This window comes from Thioclava sp. GXIMD4216 (assembly GCF_037949285.1).
GTDB classification, from domain to species: domain Bacteria; phylum Pseudomonadota; class Alphaproteobacteria; order Rhodobacterales; family Rhodobacteraceae; genus Thioclava; species Thioclava litoralis.
In genome coordinates, this window is record NZ_CP149931.1 from 1 (window position 1) to 17,636 (window position 17,636).

The following is a 17,636-nucleotide window of genomic DNA, read 5'->3' on the forward strand; positions in this document are numbered from 1 at the left end:
GCTACGAATGCCAAGGTTTCATTGGCGCCAAGTCTGCACGGCAGGCGGCAAGCACAGGACTACCTGACCGGCGCTTTCGGCCGGGAATAGACGACCAGATTTCACGCCATTGCTAACCCTGCCCGTCTGCCTTCACCCCGTAATTTTGGGGGTTTTCGCCTGCCAAACGGCAGGCCGTTTGACGGAAGTGAGTATGTGTCTCTCCCGCCTCTTGGCGGGCGAACGACAATTGGGTTGCGCGACGCGGAATCAAATTGTCTAGTGAGTACACATACTCACTTCCTTCAAACGGAGGCTCCCATGTCCGCAGAACCCCGCAAGCTCCTTGATGAAGGCTGGTCCAAGGTACGGGGCAGCATGCAGGGCCTTCACGGTGAGGGGAAATCCTTCGGCATCATGCGGACTGCGAAGATCAAAACGCTCGGCAACATGGGGGCCAGCCTTCAGCATAGCTTCCGGGAGCGGGAGACCCCGAATGCCGATCCAGACAGGACCAGCGACAACACGATCCTGGTCGGCGGCGACAACAGCAAGGAGGTGCTGGCAGCGTGGAAGGATCGGGCTCCCGAGAAGATCAGGAAGAACGCCGTGCACGGTCTGGAATACTTCATCGGTGGCTCGCCCGCGAAAATGAAAGCCATGACCAGGGAGGAGCAGGACACGTACTTCCGGGATGCGCTTGGCTGGATCGAGAACCGGCACGGCAAGGAAAACGTCCTCTCAGCGATGGTCCACCGCGACGAGACCACCCCGCACATGACGGTGATGACCATCCCCCTCGATGACAGGGGCAAGCTGAACTGCCGGTCGTTCGTGGGGAACAAGAAGGCTCTTTCCGATCTCCAGACAGACTTTGCGGAGAAGGTCAGCGAGAAGCATGGCCTTCGGCGGGGCATCAAGGGTTCCACAGCGCGGCACGAGCGCGTGCAGCGGGTCTATGGGGCCTACATGTCCGGTGAAGACGCTGTAGCCCTCCCTGAGCGCGTCAGAGGCTCTCTCCTGCGCGGTGGCAAGGAAAGCGATGCTGACTGGCACGCACGGGCCACAGAAGTCGCCACAGACGCGCTCCGTGGCTACCAGATGAAGATGCGGGAAGAAAAGCTCGACATGGATGCGAAGCTGAACACGGCGCAGTCGATGATCCAGTCTCTTCAGTCGCTGCAGCAGAGCTATAAGATCCAGCTCGACGCAGCCCGTGAAACGCTGTCGCGATTGGTGTCGAGCCTGGAACTGGCTGATAAGGGGGCCGAGGCAAACGCTGCCCTCGAAGCCTATGCCGATTTGGAAGGGAAAATTCTTGTTGGTGATCTTGGCGTCCTCAAGGACGCTGCAGGTTCACCAGCTCGGATCGATAAAATCGTGGACATCTATGACCGGGTCATTCCTGACGGTACCGCGATGACCGAAGAGCAGGCCCGGTTCGACCGGGCGCTGGACCTGACCTTGGATGCCATGGCGGATGGCAAGGTGGCGAAACGGAAAGACCCGGTACGGATAGCGATCGAGGCTCGTGCCCTGCCCTATGTTCAGAAAGCTCTTGCTCACCTGGCGCAGGATCGAGTGACCCCGCCCTTCAGCAGCCGGGACGAACGACTGGCATTCCGTGCGGAAATCGAAGGCTCTCTTTCAGCGGATCAGCTGGTGGGTCTGAAGCAGGGTGACGAGACAGTGCTGGAAGACGTCCTTGGTGATCGTCTTTCTCAGCAGCAACAGCTCAGCCTGGCACTGGCTTACTTCGATTATGGGGACATTGATGTCGATGCTGGCGTCCGTCGCGGCATGATTGAGCGGCTCTCTGATGTAGAAGATGGACCTAAGCATCAGGAGCCAGGGCTTCGGCACTGATTGGGTAGAGTGACTTATCCACAGGCCGCATGATCTTCGTGGGTGTTAAATATGTGTTAGATTCAGTGTTACGCTGACTTGGAATATCATTTTTTTTATTGAAACCAACTCACTATGCGAAACTCTGGTAACTGAAAACACGAATCTCGGTAACTAAAATCCTGTTTTTGGTAACTGAAAACACGAATCTTGACTTTGGTAACTGAAAGCACGAATGTGCCCGTATGGTAACTGAAAACACGAATTCAAACGATCCCCTGCTGCCTGATCGTCATCCTCAGCACGATCTGTTCATCTGCGATGTGGCGGATGCGGTCTTGAAGGACGTGATGCAGCACATGGAGCACCCGTTTTACTCCCTTTCCAAGAAGCCGGAGACCACGGTTAAGCGCTACAGGAACGGCGAGAACTGGTTGGAAATCACGCCGAGCGTCAAAGGTCTTGCCACGATTTATGATAAGGACATCCTGATCTACTGCATCAGTCAGATCATGGCGAAGCTGAAGCTGGGTGAGCAGGTGTCGCCGCGCGTTCGGATCAACTCGCGGGAACTGCTGATCTTCACCAACCGGGGAACAAGCGGTCGGGAGTATCAATCCCTCCTCGATGCACTTGACCGCCTCGAAGGAACACGGATCAGGACCAACATTGTCAGCGGCGATGAAGAGCAGATCGACGGCTTCGGTCTGATCGACGCATCCTCGATCCGTCGCAAGCACGGGTTGGACGGCCGCCTACTCTGGTGTGAGGTGAAGCTGTCGGATTGGGTGTTCAACGCGATCCGGAAAGAAGAGGTCCTGACCTTGCACCGGGACTATTTTCGTCTGCGCAAGCCAATCGAACGCCGCGTGTACGAGATCGCTCGAAAGCACTGCGGGCAGCAAAGAACCTGGCGGATCACCCTACCGAAACTTTTGCTCAAGACCGGCTCACAAAGCCCGGAGAAGCGGTTCCGCCAGATGATCAAGCAGCTGGTTCAGCATGACCACTTGCCGGACTACAACGTCGCCTTTGATGAAGCTGCGGATATGATCATCTTCACCAATCGCGGCACGATGGTCCCTGCCCCATTGATCCAGGGGCGTGTTCCGCCCCTAAAGTCGGTCACCTATGAACGTGCCCGGCAGGTCGCGCCAGGCTGGGACGTGCATTACCTCGAACGCGAATGGCGAGAGTGGATTTTTGAACCGCCGCGCGATGCGGATGGGGCTTTCGTCGGCTTTTGCCGGAAGTGGTTCGAGAAACGCGACAGGCCCTAAGTGCGGTTCAAATCCGGTATGTGATATAATACCGGTAAGAGAAACTTATCCGGTATTGAAAACAAAACCGGTTCAATATATAAAACCGGTAAAACAAAAAGGCAGGTTCGAGCAATGCCCGTCATCGTCATGGCAAGCCCCAAGGGAGGCGTTGGAAAGTCCACATGCGCCGTCCTTCTGGCGTCTGAGTTCGCCCGCATGGGCGCTGAGGTCACAGTCTTGGACTGCGACCCGAACAAATCGCTGACCCGGTGGGCATCTCACGGCACCCCAAAGGGTGTCACGCTCCTGAGCGAGATCGGCCGAGCTGAAATTGTTCCGACGATCCGGGGCGCAGACGGGGATGGCAGGATCGTTGTCGTGGATCTCGAAGGCGTCGCCTCGCAACTCGTCAGCCGGGCAATATCTCAGGCCGATCTGGTGATCGTGCCAATGCAGCCAACTGCGCTTGACGCTGAGATAGGCTCGGAAGCACTCGCATTGGTCCGGGAAGAAGAAGAAGCTCTCGGCCGCAAAATTCGCCACGCGGTCGTTCTGACCAAGACGAGCGCGGCCGTGAAAAGCCGTGTCCAGAAAGAACTCGAAGAGCAGCTACGCGGGGCGGGGATCGACGTAATCGAACCTTCTCTGGTCGCGCGGGCAGCTTTCTCTGAAATCTTCGCCTATGGCTTCGATCTGACCGCGATGATGCAAGATCCGAAGATGGTGACGGGGGGCAAGGTCGATATGGCTATCACGAACGCCCAAGGTTTCGCGGAGGCTGTCTATGAGCGACTCAAATAGACTGGCGGGACTGAAGGCCCGCCCGAAAGATACAACCGTCGAAGAGGTTCGGCGCGTGGACGAAGTGGGAGAGGCGAGGGGGTTCCTTGATCGAACGCCACGAAAGAAGCCCGGCCGCAAGCCGAGCCCGCGCACTTGGCAACTCCACCCAAAGGTTTTCCCGAAGGTAGGGGAAGCCATAGCGGCTGAGGCGGAACGGCTTGGGATCACTCAGGGGCAACTAATCGAGCGGCTTTGGGAACAATACACAGCGGAGTGACTACAGCCGATCCTTCGTACGAGCATCGAAAGCACCAAGGAATACTCCGGCACTGAACAGTGCAGAAGCCCTGGGAATCGCGCGCAAGTACCATCTCTGAGCCATGCAGACCTACCTTGAAAAAACGCCAACCTACGAAGCACGTCGCCCGGTTTTACCGGATGGCCTGGTTCTCGTTCTCGAACCAGGCCGTCACGGCTCTGATCACACTGGAAACGGCCAAGCGTCACCGTGGGCATTGGGTGGAGCCTCAGCAACTAGCGATGTTTGAATAGTCTTATTGGCCCAGTTTACATATGAGCGGGATGTCTATATGTCCTTAGGACATATAGACATCCCGCTTCACCCAATCACGCTTCTGTTCGACTCAGAAATCTCTCTTGACATAACGCAATCCTTACCCCTATGTCCTAAGGACATAGGGGTAAGGATTGCAGATGAATTTCACAGACGGCGTAGAAAAAGTTATAAATGACAATGACTTGCCCGTCATAACCTTCTACGAATTCTTCGTTCTAGGCTACCATCTGTTTCACAAAAAAGCGCTGAACGGCGAGCCGCTGAAGCGCCTTCCGCACGACTGGGACCAGACACGCGCCAAAAATGCGTTGCGACGCCTTGAGGCGCGGAAGGCGCTTGTCATGGACTCTGACTTCCGCTCCGGCGTCTGGCGTGTCACGCAATCAACGAGAGCTGGTTCGGCGGAAGAGGCCGCCTGCATCGCTGATCCCTTCGCCTACGTCTCCCACCTGTCTGCCATGCAGCGCTATGGCCTTACTGATCGCAGTCCACAGGCACTGCATCTGACAACCCCCAAACGACCGCTTTGGAATGCGCTCCGCGATGAGCGCGTTCATAAAGACCTGCCCGATCTGGACCAGATCGAAAGGCCTGTTCTGAACAGGGCCGGCTTCAAGGACACGATCCGTCGCCGCCCGGTCGTAGTGCATGTATCAAGCCACCCGTGGACACCGGCCCCCGTCAGTGGTGAGGAGACGCGGATCACTTCGATTGGCCAAACCTTCGCTGACATGCTTGCTGAACCGCAGCTTTGTGGGGGCATGCGCCATGTTCTCGATGTCTGGGAAAATGAGGCGGATCAGTGGGTGCCCGAGATTATTGCTGCAATTGATGTCCTGGACAGCAAGATCGCCAAAGTCCGCGCGGGCTATATTCTATCTGAAGTCATGGACATAGATGATCCGGCGCTGCACAACTGGGAGAAGTTTGCTCAACGGGGCGGATCGCGCAAACTCGACCCTGACGCCGAGTACGCCCCTGAATTCTCAGAACGCTGGATGATTTCAATAAATGTCTGATAACGACCCCCACGCGCAAGATAGCAAATTCGACATCGTCGATGTCGATGTTCGTGCATGGGTCGAAACCGCGCGCGCAGACCCAACACTCTATCGAGATCGCCAAGTAACGGAGATTGTCTTAGGGGCAATCGGCTTAGCCCCCTCACTGTCGAAAACGCTCGTCTTGAAGGGCGGGGCGGTCATGGCCCTAGCTTTCAAGAGCAATCGGGTCACCGGGGATGTGGACTTCACCTCCATGGCAGAACCTGATGACCTGACAGAGAAAATCACCACCGAGCTGAATGAGATGCTGCCCCGCACCGCGATCAAGCTCGGCTACCCTGATCTTCTTTGTCGGGTTCAATCAGTGAAGAAGATGCCACGCGCCCAGAATTTCGAGGATCACGAATTCCCCGCGCTCCGGGTCCGCATTGGATCCGCCAAGCGCGGCACAGGTGAAGAGGTCCGGCTGGCGGACGGCAAGGCAAGTCGAGTTCTTGATGTCGAGATCAGCTTCCGCGATCAGGTCTATGCCTTTCAGGAGCTGAACCTGCACGGGGCCGGTGTGGCGGTACGCGCGTTCACTATCCATGAGCTCGTCGCCGAAAAATTCCGTGCTCTGCTTCAGCAAACCATACGCAAGCGCAACCGGCGACAGGACGTCTACGACATCGCATTTCTGATTGGCAAAAATGATTTCAGCGATGCTGACAGAACAGCCATCCTAACCACGTTGATCGAGAAATGCCGCAGCCGTGGGATCGAAGCCAATCGAGAATCCATGGATGACCCGGAAATCAAACAACGCGCCCAGGCTGAATGGGAAACGCTCGCCCTCGAAATCGGTGATTTACCGCCCTTTGAAGAGCGCTTCTCTCTCATGCACGATCTCTATGTTTCGCTGCCATGGGGCGGCACCAAGAAAGACCATTAATTTATGAATTTGTTCAACCGTAAGACCCTGAAGCGCCACATCAAAGACGATCCAATCCCAGCAGATCATCTGGCTGCGCTGGAAGCCTGGGCGGAGCTGATAAGCTCGGGCCGGATTGAACGCCTAAAAGAGACCGCCCTGCACGGGCAGTTCGCCTCCAAGATCGTTGAAGGTGTTCTCGGTTACCACGGTCCAGCTGGCGGGGCAGACTACAACGTCTCAACCGAACAAAATATTCTGCGCGGCAGCGTCGATCTGGCGCTTGGCCGCTTTGGCGGCAAGACACCTGACATCGTGGCACCATTCGAGCTGAAGGGCGCGGATACCCGCGACCTCGATGCAATCATGCCGGGCCGGAACAAGAGCCCCGTTCAACAGGCGTGGGAATACGCCATGAACGCACGCGGCGTAAAATGGGTTTTGGTCTCGAACATGATCGAGCTGCGCTTCTACGGCTTCGGGGAAGGCACCTCGGCCTATGAGGAATTCCGCCTCGACCAGCTGACAGACCCCGAAGAATACGCGCGCTTCATGCTGCTCCTGTCAGCGGAGAATCTGCTGTCTGGCCGCACGGCTGATCTGCTGAAAGAAAGCCGCCGCGAAGACAAGGACATCACCGACAGCCTGTATCAGGACTACAAGGACCTGCGCCTCAAGCTCCTGAGCGCGGTCCAAAAAGCCGATGCCTCGATCGCCCCCCTCGATGCGATTGCCATCGCGCAGAAGATCCTCGATCGGGTGCTGTTCATCGCCTTTGCCGAAGATACCGGCCTGCTGCCAAACAACACACTGGAAAACGCCTTCATCGCGCGTGACCCTTACAACCCTCGCCCCATCTGGGACAATTTCAAAGGCCTATTCCGTGCCATCGACTTGGGTAGCGATGAGCTGAAGATCCCAAGATACAATGGCGGCCTGTTCCGCGAAGACGCGGTGATCAACGGGCTAATCATATCCGATGACGTCTGTGAAGGGTTCAAGACCTTAGGCGGCTATGACTTCGCATCCGAAGTCTCGGTCACCGTCCTAGGCCACATTTTTGAACAGTCCATCGCGGACGTGGAACGCCTGCAGGCGATCGCGCGCGGTGAAGAAGAAGAGCCCGAGAAAACCACCGGCACAAGCGGACGACGCAAGCGTGACGGTGTCGTCTATACTCCTGATTACATTGCACGCTTCATCGTGGCCGAGACTCTTGGCACGCACCTGAGAGAAATTTTTGAGGACACCTTACGCGCTCATGCCAAGAAGGGCGCGGATGTCAGCGACTACGAAAACATCTCCTGGCGGAAAAAGTCGGCCGAACTGGAAGCCTGGCAGGCCTATCGCGAGCGCCTGAGAACCTTGCGCATTGTTGATCCCGCCTGTGGTTCAGGTGTGTTCCTGATCATGGCCTTCGACTTCATGAAGGCCGAACTGACCCGCGTGAACGACAAGATCAAAGACTTGCTTCCGAAAGCTGAATATTTTGGGGACCTACTCGACTATGTCCCAGATAGTGAAATTCTGACCGGCAATCTCTTCGGCGTAGACGTGAACGAAGAAAGCATCGAGATCACCAAACTGTCGCTTTGGATCAAGACCGCCCGACGTGGCAAGGTTCTCGACAGCCTCTCGGGCAGTATCCGCGTCGGCGATAGCCTGATCGAAGACAGCAACTTCGCCTATCTCGACCACGCCTTCACTTGGGAAACGGCCTTCCCCGGTGTCTTTGCCGAAGGCGGTTTCGACGTGGTCCTGGGCAACCCGCCCTATGTGCGGATGGAATTCCTGAAGCTGCTGAAACCCTATCTGGAAAAGCGCTATGAGGTCGTGTCCGATCGGGCCGATCTCTACTGCTATTTCTACGAACGCGGCCTGCGCCTGCTGAAACCGGGCGGGCGCTTGGGCTACATTTCCTCGAACACTTTTTTCAAGACTGGCTCGGGCAAGCCCCTGCGCGAATACCTTTTGAAAGAGGCCACTATCGAAAGCGTGGTCGATTTTGGCGACCTGCAAGTCTTCGAGGGCGTAACCACCTATCCGGCGATCCTGATCATGAAACGCGGGGCCGCGCCCAAAGGGCATGAGCTGCGCTTTTGGAAGGTGGATGCCCTGCCGGAAAACAACTTCTTGGCCACTTGGGAAGCTGCTGCCGGCCCATATCCACAGACGGCCTTGGGTGCCGGATCGTGGGAACTGGAAAACCCTGCCCTGCGCGCCCTGCGCGACAAGATCAGGACAGGCAGAAAAACTCTAAAGGACGTTTACGGATCACCGCTCTACGGTATCAAAACAGGCCTGAACGCTGCCTTTGTGATCGACAACGCCACCAAGGAGCGCCTCTGCGCCCAGGACCCAAAGTCTGCCGATCTTCTGCATCCTTTCCTCGAAGGCAAAGACCTGAAACGCTGGCGGGCCGAACCGCGCGGCCTGTGGCTGATCTACATCCCTAAAAACCGGATCAACATTGACGATTATCCAGCCATTCGGGATTGGCTACTTCCATTCAAGGATCAGCTGGAAAAGCGGGCCACCAAGCAGGAATGGTTCGAGCTCCAACAGGCGCAGGAGGCCTACTTGCCTTACTTTGAGGGCGCAAAGGTGCTCTACCCTGAATTTTGTAATGTGCCACAGTTCCAGTTGGAAGACGGACATTTCACGAACAACAAATGCTACTTTATCGGTTCAGACGACGCCTGGCTCGCAGCTTTCCTGAACTCCAAAGTGGCTTGGTTCACGATCACCGGAAACAGTGTTCCTGTTCGTGGTGGCTTCCACCAAATGCACTCTCAGTTTGTCGAGCAGGCCGTGATACCAAAAATCTCGGCTGAGCAGAAAACCGACCTTGAGGGCCTAACCAACAGTTGCCAGACAGCGGCCCAAAAACGCCTGGCACTCCAAACCGCTCTCACGCGCCGCCTACCAGACCTCTGCCCGCCTGGACGCGAACCCAAGCTCACCAACAAGCTCAAGGAATGGTGGACCCTGCCCGACTTCGCCACCTTCCGCGCCGAGGTGAAGAAGGTGTTCAAGGCCGACATCCCGCTTGCTGATCGCTCCGACTGGGAGGATTGGATCAACCGCGACCGCGCTGAGATCGCCCGCCTGACCGCCGAAATCGCCCAGGCCGAAGCCCGGATCGGCAGCATCGTCTATGACCTGTTCGACCTGACCGAAGACGAAATCGCGCTGTTGGAGGCGGCCATATGACCGATACACCAGCACCAAGACCTTTGGGTTCAAAGCTTTTCGAACGGTAATGCAGACGACCAGGACACGTAACTTGCCTCGCCCGGCGGGCGTCAAGGTTTCTGAAGACTGGGTTGAATACGCTTCTCAACCCGCCGCACCGTCCGCTCGCTGACCTCGAAGAGCCGCGCGATCTCGGAGATTGCGCGTTGTTCCTCGTCACGCATCCGGCGCACCTCGGCCTTCTGGGCAAGCGACAGGGCAGGGGGCCTACCTCCTACCCGGCCGCGCTTGCGGGCCGCCGCCAGCCCCTCCATGGTTCGCTCGGCAATCCGCTCGCGTTCGAACTGCGAGATGGATGCGAATACATGGAATGTCAGGCGACCTGCCGGGGTCGTGGTGTCGATGTCCTCGGCCAGGGACCGGAACCCAGCACCTTTCGCACGGATCGCCGCGACGATCTCCAGAAGGTCTTTCAGGGACCGGGCCAGACGGTCATATTTGGTGACTGTCACAACGTCGCCCTCGCGGAGCTGATCCAGCATCCGATCCAGCTCGGTCCGCGCGCGCTTCGATCCACTGATCCGGTCCGCGAAAATCCTCCCGGCTCCGGCGGCCGAAAGGGCGTCAGCTTGTGAATCAAGGCTCTGGTCGCCAGTGCTGACGCGGGCATATCCGATGATCATGCGTCACTGTGACAAAAACCTGCCAGAACCGCAAAGGTTTTGCCTATGGTTTTTGTCACAGCTAACTGATTGATCTAACGTGGGGCAGGGGGCTTGGACAAAAACGACCGTTTTAGGCGCATAAGTTCTGTCACGGGGTTTATGTCTGGTGTGCGGAGATATTGTTGAAAAAGTCCGTTGCTTGACGCCCGAGGCTTTGATTCACTCGTTCTAAGAGTGGAGGTCATTGCAATGATGGGGCCAAGGCAAGTTGCGCAGGGCGCTTTGTTTTACGATTTCTCTATAGAGAACTTCGTGCCGTTGGATCACCCGGTGCGCGGTATCGACCGGTTCCTTGACCTTTCGGATGTACGGCCAATGCTGGCACCGTTCTACAGTTCTGGCGGGCGCCCCTCGATCGATCCCGAGCTGATGATCCGCATGCTTCTGCTGGGCTATTGCATGGGCATTCAGTCCGAGCGGCGGCTTTGCGACGAGGTTCATGTCAATCTGGCGTATCGTTGGTTTTGCCGGCTCGATCTGACCGACGCGGTGCCGGATCATTCGACATTTTCCAAGAACCGGCACGGGCGCTTTCGCGAGAGCGGGCTGTTCCGTCATCTGTTCGAGACCGTCCTGCAACGATGCATCGACGAAGGTTTGGTCGGTGGTCACAGCTTCGGTGTCGATGCCAGCTTGATACCGGCGAATGCCAATCAGACGCGAGGCGTTGACAGCAAGGAAGGCCTGCCCCCGGAGCTGCTGTCTCGCGCCGTGAGTGAATATATCGAAACGCTCGACGATGCGGCCTTTGGCGCTGCAACCGCAGTCGTTCCCAAGTACATCTCGCCGGTAGACCCGGCCGCCCGTTGGACGGGAGCCGACGGCGGTGCCGCATACTTTGCCTATTCTACCAATTATCTGGTGGACTTGGATAATGCTGTGATCGTCGATGTCGAGCCAACAGCTCCGATACGGCCAGCGGAAGCGCGCGCCGCACGGGACATGATCGACCGCGTTCAGCAACGCTTTGGCATCAAACCCGGAACGTTGGTCGGCGATACAGGCTACGGATCGGCCGAAATGTTGGGCTGGCTGGTGGAGGAGCGCAAGATTGCCCCTCACATCCCCGTCTGGGACAAATCGAAACGCACCGACGGCACCTTCTCGCGGGACGACTTCGTCTACGATACGACCTCCGATCGGTATACCTGTCCTGCCGGAAATACGCTCGAGACGTCCCGCCGGAAGTTCTCGAAGCCGCGCGCCACGAATGTCAGCAAGGACGGATTGATCCGCTACCGCGCGCGCAAGCAGGACTGCGACACCTGCCACCTGAAAGCGCAATGCTGCCCGACCCAACCCGCCCGAAAAGTGCTCCGCTCGGTTCACGAAGCGGCCCGAGACATTGCTCGCGAAATTCGCAAAACCGACGCCTACATGACCTCGTTCATGCAAAGGCGAAAGGTCGAGATGCTTTTTGCCCATCTGAAACGATATATCGGCCTGCGCATGATGCGGCTGCGTGGACCCAAAGGTGCAACCGAACAATTCCAACTCGCCGCAACCGCCCAGAACCTCCGCAAACTGGCCAAGTTGGTGACCAGGCCAGCCCTAGCATGAGCGAAGTCGGCAAGCCGATCTTTTAGGATCGTACGCAAAACGCTTCGAACGTCGACTTTTTCAACAATATCCGGACCTTCCGGACATTCAGCGATCAGCCGGTACAAATGCAGTATGACGATGAAGTGGCTCCCAACCGCAGAAAACTGGGAGCTGCGCCGTGGCGCAACTCCCGGAAGGGGTTGTTCGAGATCGCCCCAGAAAGGGGAGCCTAACCCCACCATTCGGTGCGTAGAAATCCGTCCACTAGCTAATCTGTTCTGCTGCAGGGCCAAAGAATTCATAGTGGATACGCGCAGCCGGAACATTGGCAGCCTGAAGACCGCCGACTATGGCTTTCATAAAACCGACTGGACCGCAAACGAAGTAGTCCGTGGAGCCCGTATCACTAATACCGGCCAGCCAGCTTACGTCAATCTGACCAGGGCGGACACCCGCGTTCAGATCCGCATCTGTGGGTTGCTCATAAAAGACGTAACTTTCGGTCGCTCCGAGGCTCAGCGCGTTCCGCATTGCATGGCGCTCGCGATCGCGGGCCGCGTGCACGGACACGATACGTCGATTTCCCCCACCATAACTTTCCAACATCGACACCATAGGCGTAAGACCGACGCCGCCGGAGAGAAGAACAACATCATGCTTACCGGCAGGATCGAGAAAGAATTCGCCCGCAGGAGCGGAGACGTCAATTTCGTATCCGACGCCCACGCTGTCGTGAAGCCAGTTGGAAATCCGGCCTCCTGGCTCACGCTTAACGGTAATACGGTAGGTCTTGCCATTTGGAGCGGAGGAAATCGAATAGTTCCGACGAAACTCTTCTCCCTCTTCCGGGGCGAAGCGGAAACTCAAATACTGGCCGGGGCGATGGCGCAAAACGGATCCTCCGTCAACCGGGCGCAGGACGAAGGATGTAATCTCTGGGGTTTCCGGGGACTTCTCGATGACCTCAAAACGTCGCCATCCTCGCCACCCTCCTTCGGCCGCCGCTGAAACTGAGTAGATTTCCTCTTCCCGCTCGATCAGCGTATCCGCAAGGAACCAGTAGGCTTCGCCCCATGCCTCAAGGATAGCAGGAGTGGCAGCTTCTCCAAGAACCTCGGAGACAGCGCCTAGCAAAGCTTTGGCAACGTGGGGATAGTGTTCCGGCAAGATTTGTAGGCCCACGTGTTTCTGCGCAATACGTTCCAGCGCAGATACCAAGACGCCCGGGTTTCGGATGTGGGTGGCATAGGCAATTAGCGCTCCTGCCAGCGCCTTGTGCTGTGGAGAGTTCCCGTGCTGATGGGACATGTTGAAAAGCGCCCTGATTTCGGGGGCGGCAAGCAGCCGTTTGTACATGCTGGGCACGATCTGATCTGCGTGAGCAGCCACGACCGGCGCTGTTGCTTCGATGATTTCCAGAGTTGCCTCGGTGAGGGGCTTGGCCATGCCGTTCTCCTGCCTTATAGGTTCCGATCATTGGAATCTATAAGGCGTAATAAAATGATTCCAACTGACGGAATGTATTTAACAGTGCGTCATACTGTCGCATTTTTTTTCGCGAAGACTCCGAGCGGAACGGAAAGGGCACAACTGATGAGGCTAAATGACACCACAGACCTGGCGCTACGAATTATGATCTATGCCGCGTCGGTCCATCCGCGGCGCTTCAACATTGATCAGATCGTGCAGACCTATGCTCTTCCGCGCAGTACAATCATGAAAGTAGTCAGTTCCCTGACCCAAGGAGCTCTGCTTTCCGCGCAGCGAGGACGTGGAGGCGGTTTATACCTCGCGCGTGAAGCCTCAGAAATCTCTGTCGGCGACATTATTCAACATATGGAAACGGATTTCGACCTGGTGGAATGCATGCGTACCGGTAACCGCTGCACGATTACCGAAAGCTGCAAACTGATCCCACCGTTAATCGCCGCGCGAAAGGCATTCATCGAAACGATTGGCCGATATTCTGTTGCTGATGTCGCACTTGCTCCAAGCGATTTCGGTATGGATACAGCCTAGCTCAAGCCAAATCTGAGACGACGATGTCGGTGGTCAGGTCAGTGTGCTCTCTGGCACCAGCTGCTCCAGCGCTTGGTACCAGGCAGCGCCAACATTTCTTTCTAGAACGGATAGGTTCGAGCTTGCACATTCTGAAGTCATTAGGTCCCGCCGTTGCTCGCGTCTCGGGCATTGAAGCGTTTCGCGCAGGGCTGGGGGCATTGATTGGCCTCGGGCTGACCGGAATTTTTCTTCTTTCTCCCCAGATTGACATGGAACTGGGTCTCTACCTCGTTGCGCCTTTCGGGGCATCGTCAGTATTGCTGTTCGCCGTTCCCAACAGCCCGCTTGCACAGCCATGGTCGGCGATTGTCGGGAACACGGTTGCGGCGATTGTCGGCGTCGCCGTCTGTCTGACTGTTTCCGATCCAACCTTGCGGATTGCTTTGGCAGTGGGGCTCGCTATTACCGCAACCATTCTGTGTCGGGCAGTCCATCCTCCTGCGGGTGCGGTCGCTATGACTGCAGCCATGTCGCCCGACGCCGTCACGCATCTTGGCTTCTGGTTTGCTCTCACCCCAATTGCAATGGGCACATCGGCACTCGTAGTTCTAGCCGTCATCTATGCGCGCCTGACTGGACGTCACTACCCGTTCAGGCAGTTTGATGATCTCAGCAAGCACGGAACTGATGATCGTAACCCCACGGAACGCCTGGGACTGTCAGAGGACGAACTGACCAATATACTTGAGCGTTACAGCCAATCGTTCAACTTGGGCGTCGAAGACCTCGCACGGCTAATCGGTGCAGCAGAACTACAAGCCGCCGCGCATTCCTCAGGACCTTTGTCAGCTCAGGACATCATGTCCCGAAACCTCGTCACCGTCGGTCCGGGCACATCCCTCGGTGATATTGCCGACCTCTTCAGACAGCACCGGTTCACCTCTCTTCCAGTGATTGAAGCCGACAAGACATTCTTGGGGGTGATTTTTCAAATGCACCTCATCACTCAAGCCCGTAGTGACGCGATGCGCCTTGATAGAGGATACGGGGCAGCCCTGCGACGGCTGCTGGATCGCGAACGCGAAAAACCAATAGTGGCAGGGGACATTATGAGCGTGGCAGGGCCCCGAGCAACAACCAACACGCCGATTGGGGCTCTTCTGCCAATGATGGCAGACGGAGACACTGACGCCGTCCCCGTCATTGAGTACGGAAAAATCGTGGGCATCGTCACACGCACGGATTTGATCGCTGCTCTGGCGCGCAGCGCTGCACGCACTAACCAGTGATCAGTCAAGGCGGGAACGCTATCAAGAGACCAAGATACAGAAACAGGACCAGGTTCCCTCGGCTTTGCCTCGGCCTTTTGCGACGCCCGCCCTGCCCACAACCTGCTCGCTTCCCGTGGCGATATGGGCGCTGTCCAGCATCGCAGGATGCAAGGCGCGGCCCTAGGGGCCACGCTGGACAGCGCGGGCTTTTTCTCGATTGAGATCCCCGGTTGCGGGGCTCACGGCTGATCTGGAATGTGGCCCGGGGCCACACTTCGCGCCGTTGGCGCTGCGCGGCGGTCAGGCTGTCGAACGTCTAGCGAAAGCGACTCCAAGCTGCGGTTTTCTGAGTGTTGGCAGCGTGGCGTGGCAAGCAATCCCGACCCAACCGCCGAGCATTTCCGACCCGGACCGGACCTTGGACGCAGGGCAGGCGAAGGCTCAAAATGCGGACGAAGCCGCCGTTCAAAGCTAGATCTCTAATGGCCGCGGCCAATCCGAAGCAGACAAGGTAAAAACGAACGCAAAGGCTAGGATAGTCCTTCGCGGGGCATCAATTGCCTCCACTGAAAGCATTATTCTTTTTTCCTCACCTCTTGCTCTACTACGGCGACGGCGAGATTGGAGCTTCGTTCGATCAAGCTGCCAATTTTCTCGTTTAGCTTTTCGATGAACGATGTGGTTAACGCGAGAGGCGCCTTGCCGCGCTGAATCATTGGAACAAGGTTAAACACCTCTCCCTTATCGTTCAACTCTGGATGGAACCAAAACGGTTTGTGAGCCATCGAATTTCGAATGGTGCGCAGCTCGTTCAGGTCGGCCCTGAGTGTCTTCACCTCGTCTTCTGTCAGGAAGTTCGGGGCTATCAATAACACCACGTTGTTACGTCGCTCGAAGGTGAGTGGGGTTAGCAGCCCCTCATCAAACGCGGCCTGCACGTCGTCGCGCTTAACCCGGTCGCCGAGCATAAAGTAGACGATGGCCGCGCTTGTGTGCCGCTCAATGGTGAAGGCACCGCCAAGAACCCCACCGCGCACCTGCCGCACCCACTCATAAATCGACTTTTGACGGGCCTCCATATCGAAGCCCTCGGCCGCCGGTTTAGGGCCACCCTCGCCCCAGTCCATTGCTCCATCTTCAATCATCACTGCATCTCTTTAATAAGTTCAATGAACGTAAAACCCCGTCGGCTAATCCGACGATTATTAGCATGTTACCGCCACGCAACCAAACTTCAAAAAGCCGTGGAAGGTATCCGGCATCACGCGCTACGGTCATGAGAAGGCCCGCTCCAACAGCTATGGCACCGGCAATCGTTCCCGCGAAGAAGGCTATGTACATACCGACCTTGGATCGGCTGTGACCTACAACTGAATATTCGTGCTCGGACAAGACGCGCCTTTCTGAATTGGCTCATCTTGATGATTCGAGCCTACGAGGCCACCATATATAGAATATATCAGCTCAATTTTCAACGAAATGGCACGAAGGAATTCATCTTTTGTTCTTTTGCAAAGGGGCTGTCTGCCCCCGCGCCTGACGGCGCTCCCCCGAGGATACTTTTGGGAAGATGAAGTCAGATCCGATGATCTGGCTCAGTCGCATCCGCGACCTGCTCCAGAAGCATGGACGGCATAACACCGATCGCACGGGCAAGAACCACCAGCTCAACGACATCGATCCGGCGCTCGCCACTCTCGATCCTGGCAACCAGAGACTGATGGCACTTAAGGCGCTCGGCCATTCCTGCCTGCGTCAGGCCTGCCGCTTTCCGGGCGTTGATCAGCGCCTCACATAAAGCCACATGACCTGTGCTTCTGATCGTCTTCGTCATGTCGCTGCGCCACCTCTTTGGGCGCAAGCGGTAATCTGCTTTTCAGATTATCTAAAAAATGGATAATTCAGCGCATTCCAGACCAGCTTCAAGGAGACGCCTCATGAGCCAGCCCCTTCAGCATTCAATGATCCTGACCAGGCTCACCAAGACAGGACAGGCCCTGATGCAACTGAACAGCCGTGGCTATGTCGACATCGACGCCGCCCGGCATCTGGTCGCCGCCGGCCTTGCAGAACCGGAGCGAATTCGTGTCGAAATCCGGCACCTCCCTTCCAGAGAATTCGAGGGCATCGGCCTGACGTCTGAGGGCAGCGCCGCCGTGAAAAATCTGGACCAACAGATGGCCCCTAGATCAGGATTATCGGACAGCCGTTCTTTCACGACCGGCCACGAGCTTTCCGATAGCGAGCGGGTCGTGACCTGCGGCTATCTGGGCTGGCTAGGCGAAGATGCTCTATCGCAACTTGATCGCCGGTTCGCATGGGGCTGGTACCCTGAGATGCCCACGGAGCCAACGCAGGTCTTCGAGGTTCCCCTTCCCATACTCAAGACATCGCGCCGGAAGATAGCCCGCAGACTTACCGCCAAGATCGGGCCGGTTGATCCCGACTTCGACCAGAAGGGGTTCATGGACGAGCTGTGGGGTGACGACTGATCCGGGTCGGGCCGGAGACCTCCGAGTATTGGAGGCCCGATCCGGGAATT

The 17,636-nt window shown here is 56.9% G+C and carries 14 protein-coding genes; 10 read left to right on the top strand and 4 right to left on the bottom strand.

Annotated elements, in window-relative coordinates; translation table 11 throughout:
* Window positions 1–300: 300 nt before the first annotated feature.
* The 6 genes from mobV to WDB88_RS18115 all read left to right on the top strand — a co-directional run bounded on the left by mobV (window position 301) and on the right by WDB88_RS18115 (window position 9,573).
* Window positions 301–1,845, top strand: coding sequence for a MobV family relaxase (mobV, locus tag WDB88_RS18090; protein WP_339110169.1), 1,545 nt, complete (start codon window positions 301–303; stop codon window positions 1,843–1,845).
* Between the two features lie 224 nt (window positions 1,846–2,069).
* Window positions 2,070–3,104, top strand: coding sequence for a replication initiator protein A (locus tag WDB88_RS18095; protein WP_339110170.1), 1,035 nt, complete (start codon window positions 2,070–2,072; stop codon window positions 3,102–3,104).
* Between the two features lie 114 nt (window positions 3,105–3,218).
* On the top strand, window positions 3,219–3,887 hold the full coding sequence (locus WDB88_RS18100) for a ParA family protein (RefSeq protein ID WP_339110171.1): 669 nt from the start codon (window positions 3,219–3,221) through the stop codon (window positions 3,885–3,887).
* A 696-nt stretch (window positions 3,888–4,583) separates the two neighbouring features.
* Entirely contained in the window at window positions 4,584–5,465 is an 882-nt protein-coding gene (locus WDB88_RS18105; protein ID WP_339110172.1) for a hypothetical protein, read from the top strand.
* Entirely contained in the window at window positions 5,458–6,381 is a 924-nt protein-coding gene (locus tag WDB88_RS18110; protein ID WP_339110173.1) for a nucleotidyl transferase AbiEii/AbiGii toxin family protein, read from the top strand. The genes WDB88_RS18105 and WDB88_RS18110 overlap by 8 nt, the downstream gene beginning before the upstream one ends.
* 3 nt (window positions 6,382–6,384) lie before the next feature.
* Window positions 6,385–9,573 carry an N-6 DNA methylase gene (locus WDB88_RS18115; protein ID WP_339110174.1) on the top strand — a complete coding sequence of 1,063 codons (3,189 nt, stop codon included), beginning with the start codon at window positions 6,385–6,387 and terminating at the stop codon, window positions 9,571–9,573.
* A gap of 92 nt (window positions 9,574–9,665) precedes the next feature.
* On the opposite strand, the gene WDB88_RS18120 is transcribed toward WDB88_RS18115, so the two are convergent.
* Window positions 9,666–10,238, bottom strand: coding sequence for a recombinase family protein (locus WDB88_RS18120; RefSeq protein ID WP_339110162.1), 573 nt, complete (start codon window positions 10,236–10,238; stop codon window positions 9,666–9,668).
* A 231-nt stretch (window positions 10,239–10,469) separates the two neighbouring features.
* Between WDB88_RS18120 and WDB88_RS18125 the strand changes: the two genes are divergently transcribed.
* Window positions 10,470–11,840 carry an IS1182 family transposase gene (locus WDB88_RS18125; RefSeq protein WP_339110163.1) on the top strand — a complete coding sequence of 457 codons (1,371 nt, stop codon included), beginning with the start codon at window positions 10,470–10,472 and terminating at the stop codon, window positions 11,838–11,840.
* A gap of 246 nt (window positions 11,841–12,086) precedes the next feature.
* Here the strand turns inward: WDB88_RS18125 and hmpA are convergent, their stop codons facing one another.
* Window positions 12,087–13,268: an NO-inducible flavohemoprotein gene (gene hmpA, locus WDB88_RS18130; RefSeq protein ID WP_339110164.1), complete on the bottom strand. Its 1,182-nt coding sequence runs from the start codon at window positions 13,266–13,268 to the stop codon at window positions 12,087–12,089.
* Between the two features lie 147 nt (window positions 13,269–13,415).
* Here hmpA and WDB88_RS18135 point away from each other — a divergent pair, with 147 nt between their 5' ends.
* The gene (locus WDB88_RS18135) at window positions 13,416–13,841 is read left to right on the top strand and encodes an Rrf2 family transcriptional regulator (protein ID WP_339110165.1); all 426 of its coding nucleotides are present in this window, start codon (window positions 13,416–13,418) and stop codon (window positions 13,839–13,841) included.
* Between the two features lie 122 nt (window positions 13,842–13,963).
* Complete coding sequence (locus WDB88_RS18140) at window positions 13,964–15,112, top strand: HPP family protein (RefSeq protein ID WP_330628095.1); 1,149 nt, start codon at window positions 13,964–13,966, stop codon at window positions 15,110–15,112.
* 557 nt (window positions 15,113–15,669) lie between these two features.
* On the opposite strand, the gene WDB88_RS18145 is transcribed toward WDB88_RS18140, so the two are convergent.
* Both WDB88_RS18145 and WDB88_RS18150 read right to left on the bottom strand, forming a co-directional pair.
* Window positions 15,670–16,239, bottom strand: a complete 570-nt coding sequence (locus WDB88_RS18145; RefSeq protein ID WP_339110166.1) for a hypothetical protein — start codon at window positions 16,237–16,239, stop codon at window positions 15,670–15,672.
* Window positions 16,240–16,670: 431 nt separating this feature from the next.
* Entirely contained in the window at window positions 16,671–16,928 is a 258-nt protein-coding gene (locus tag WDB88_RS18150) for a helix-turn-helix transcriptional regulator (RefSeq protein WP_339110167.1), read from the bottom strand.
* A gap of 103 nt (window positions 16,929–17,031) precedes the next feature.
* On the opposite strand from WDB88_RS18150, the gene WDB88_RS18155 reads away from it, so the two are divergent.
* Window positions 17,032–17,586: a hypothetical protein gene (locus WDB88_RS18155; RefSeq protein ID WP_339110168.1), complete on the top strand. Its 555-nt coding sequence runs from the start codon at window positions 17,032–17,034 to the stop codon at window positions 17,584–17,586.
* Window positions 17,587–17,636 lie beyond the last annotated feature (50 nt).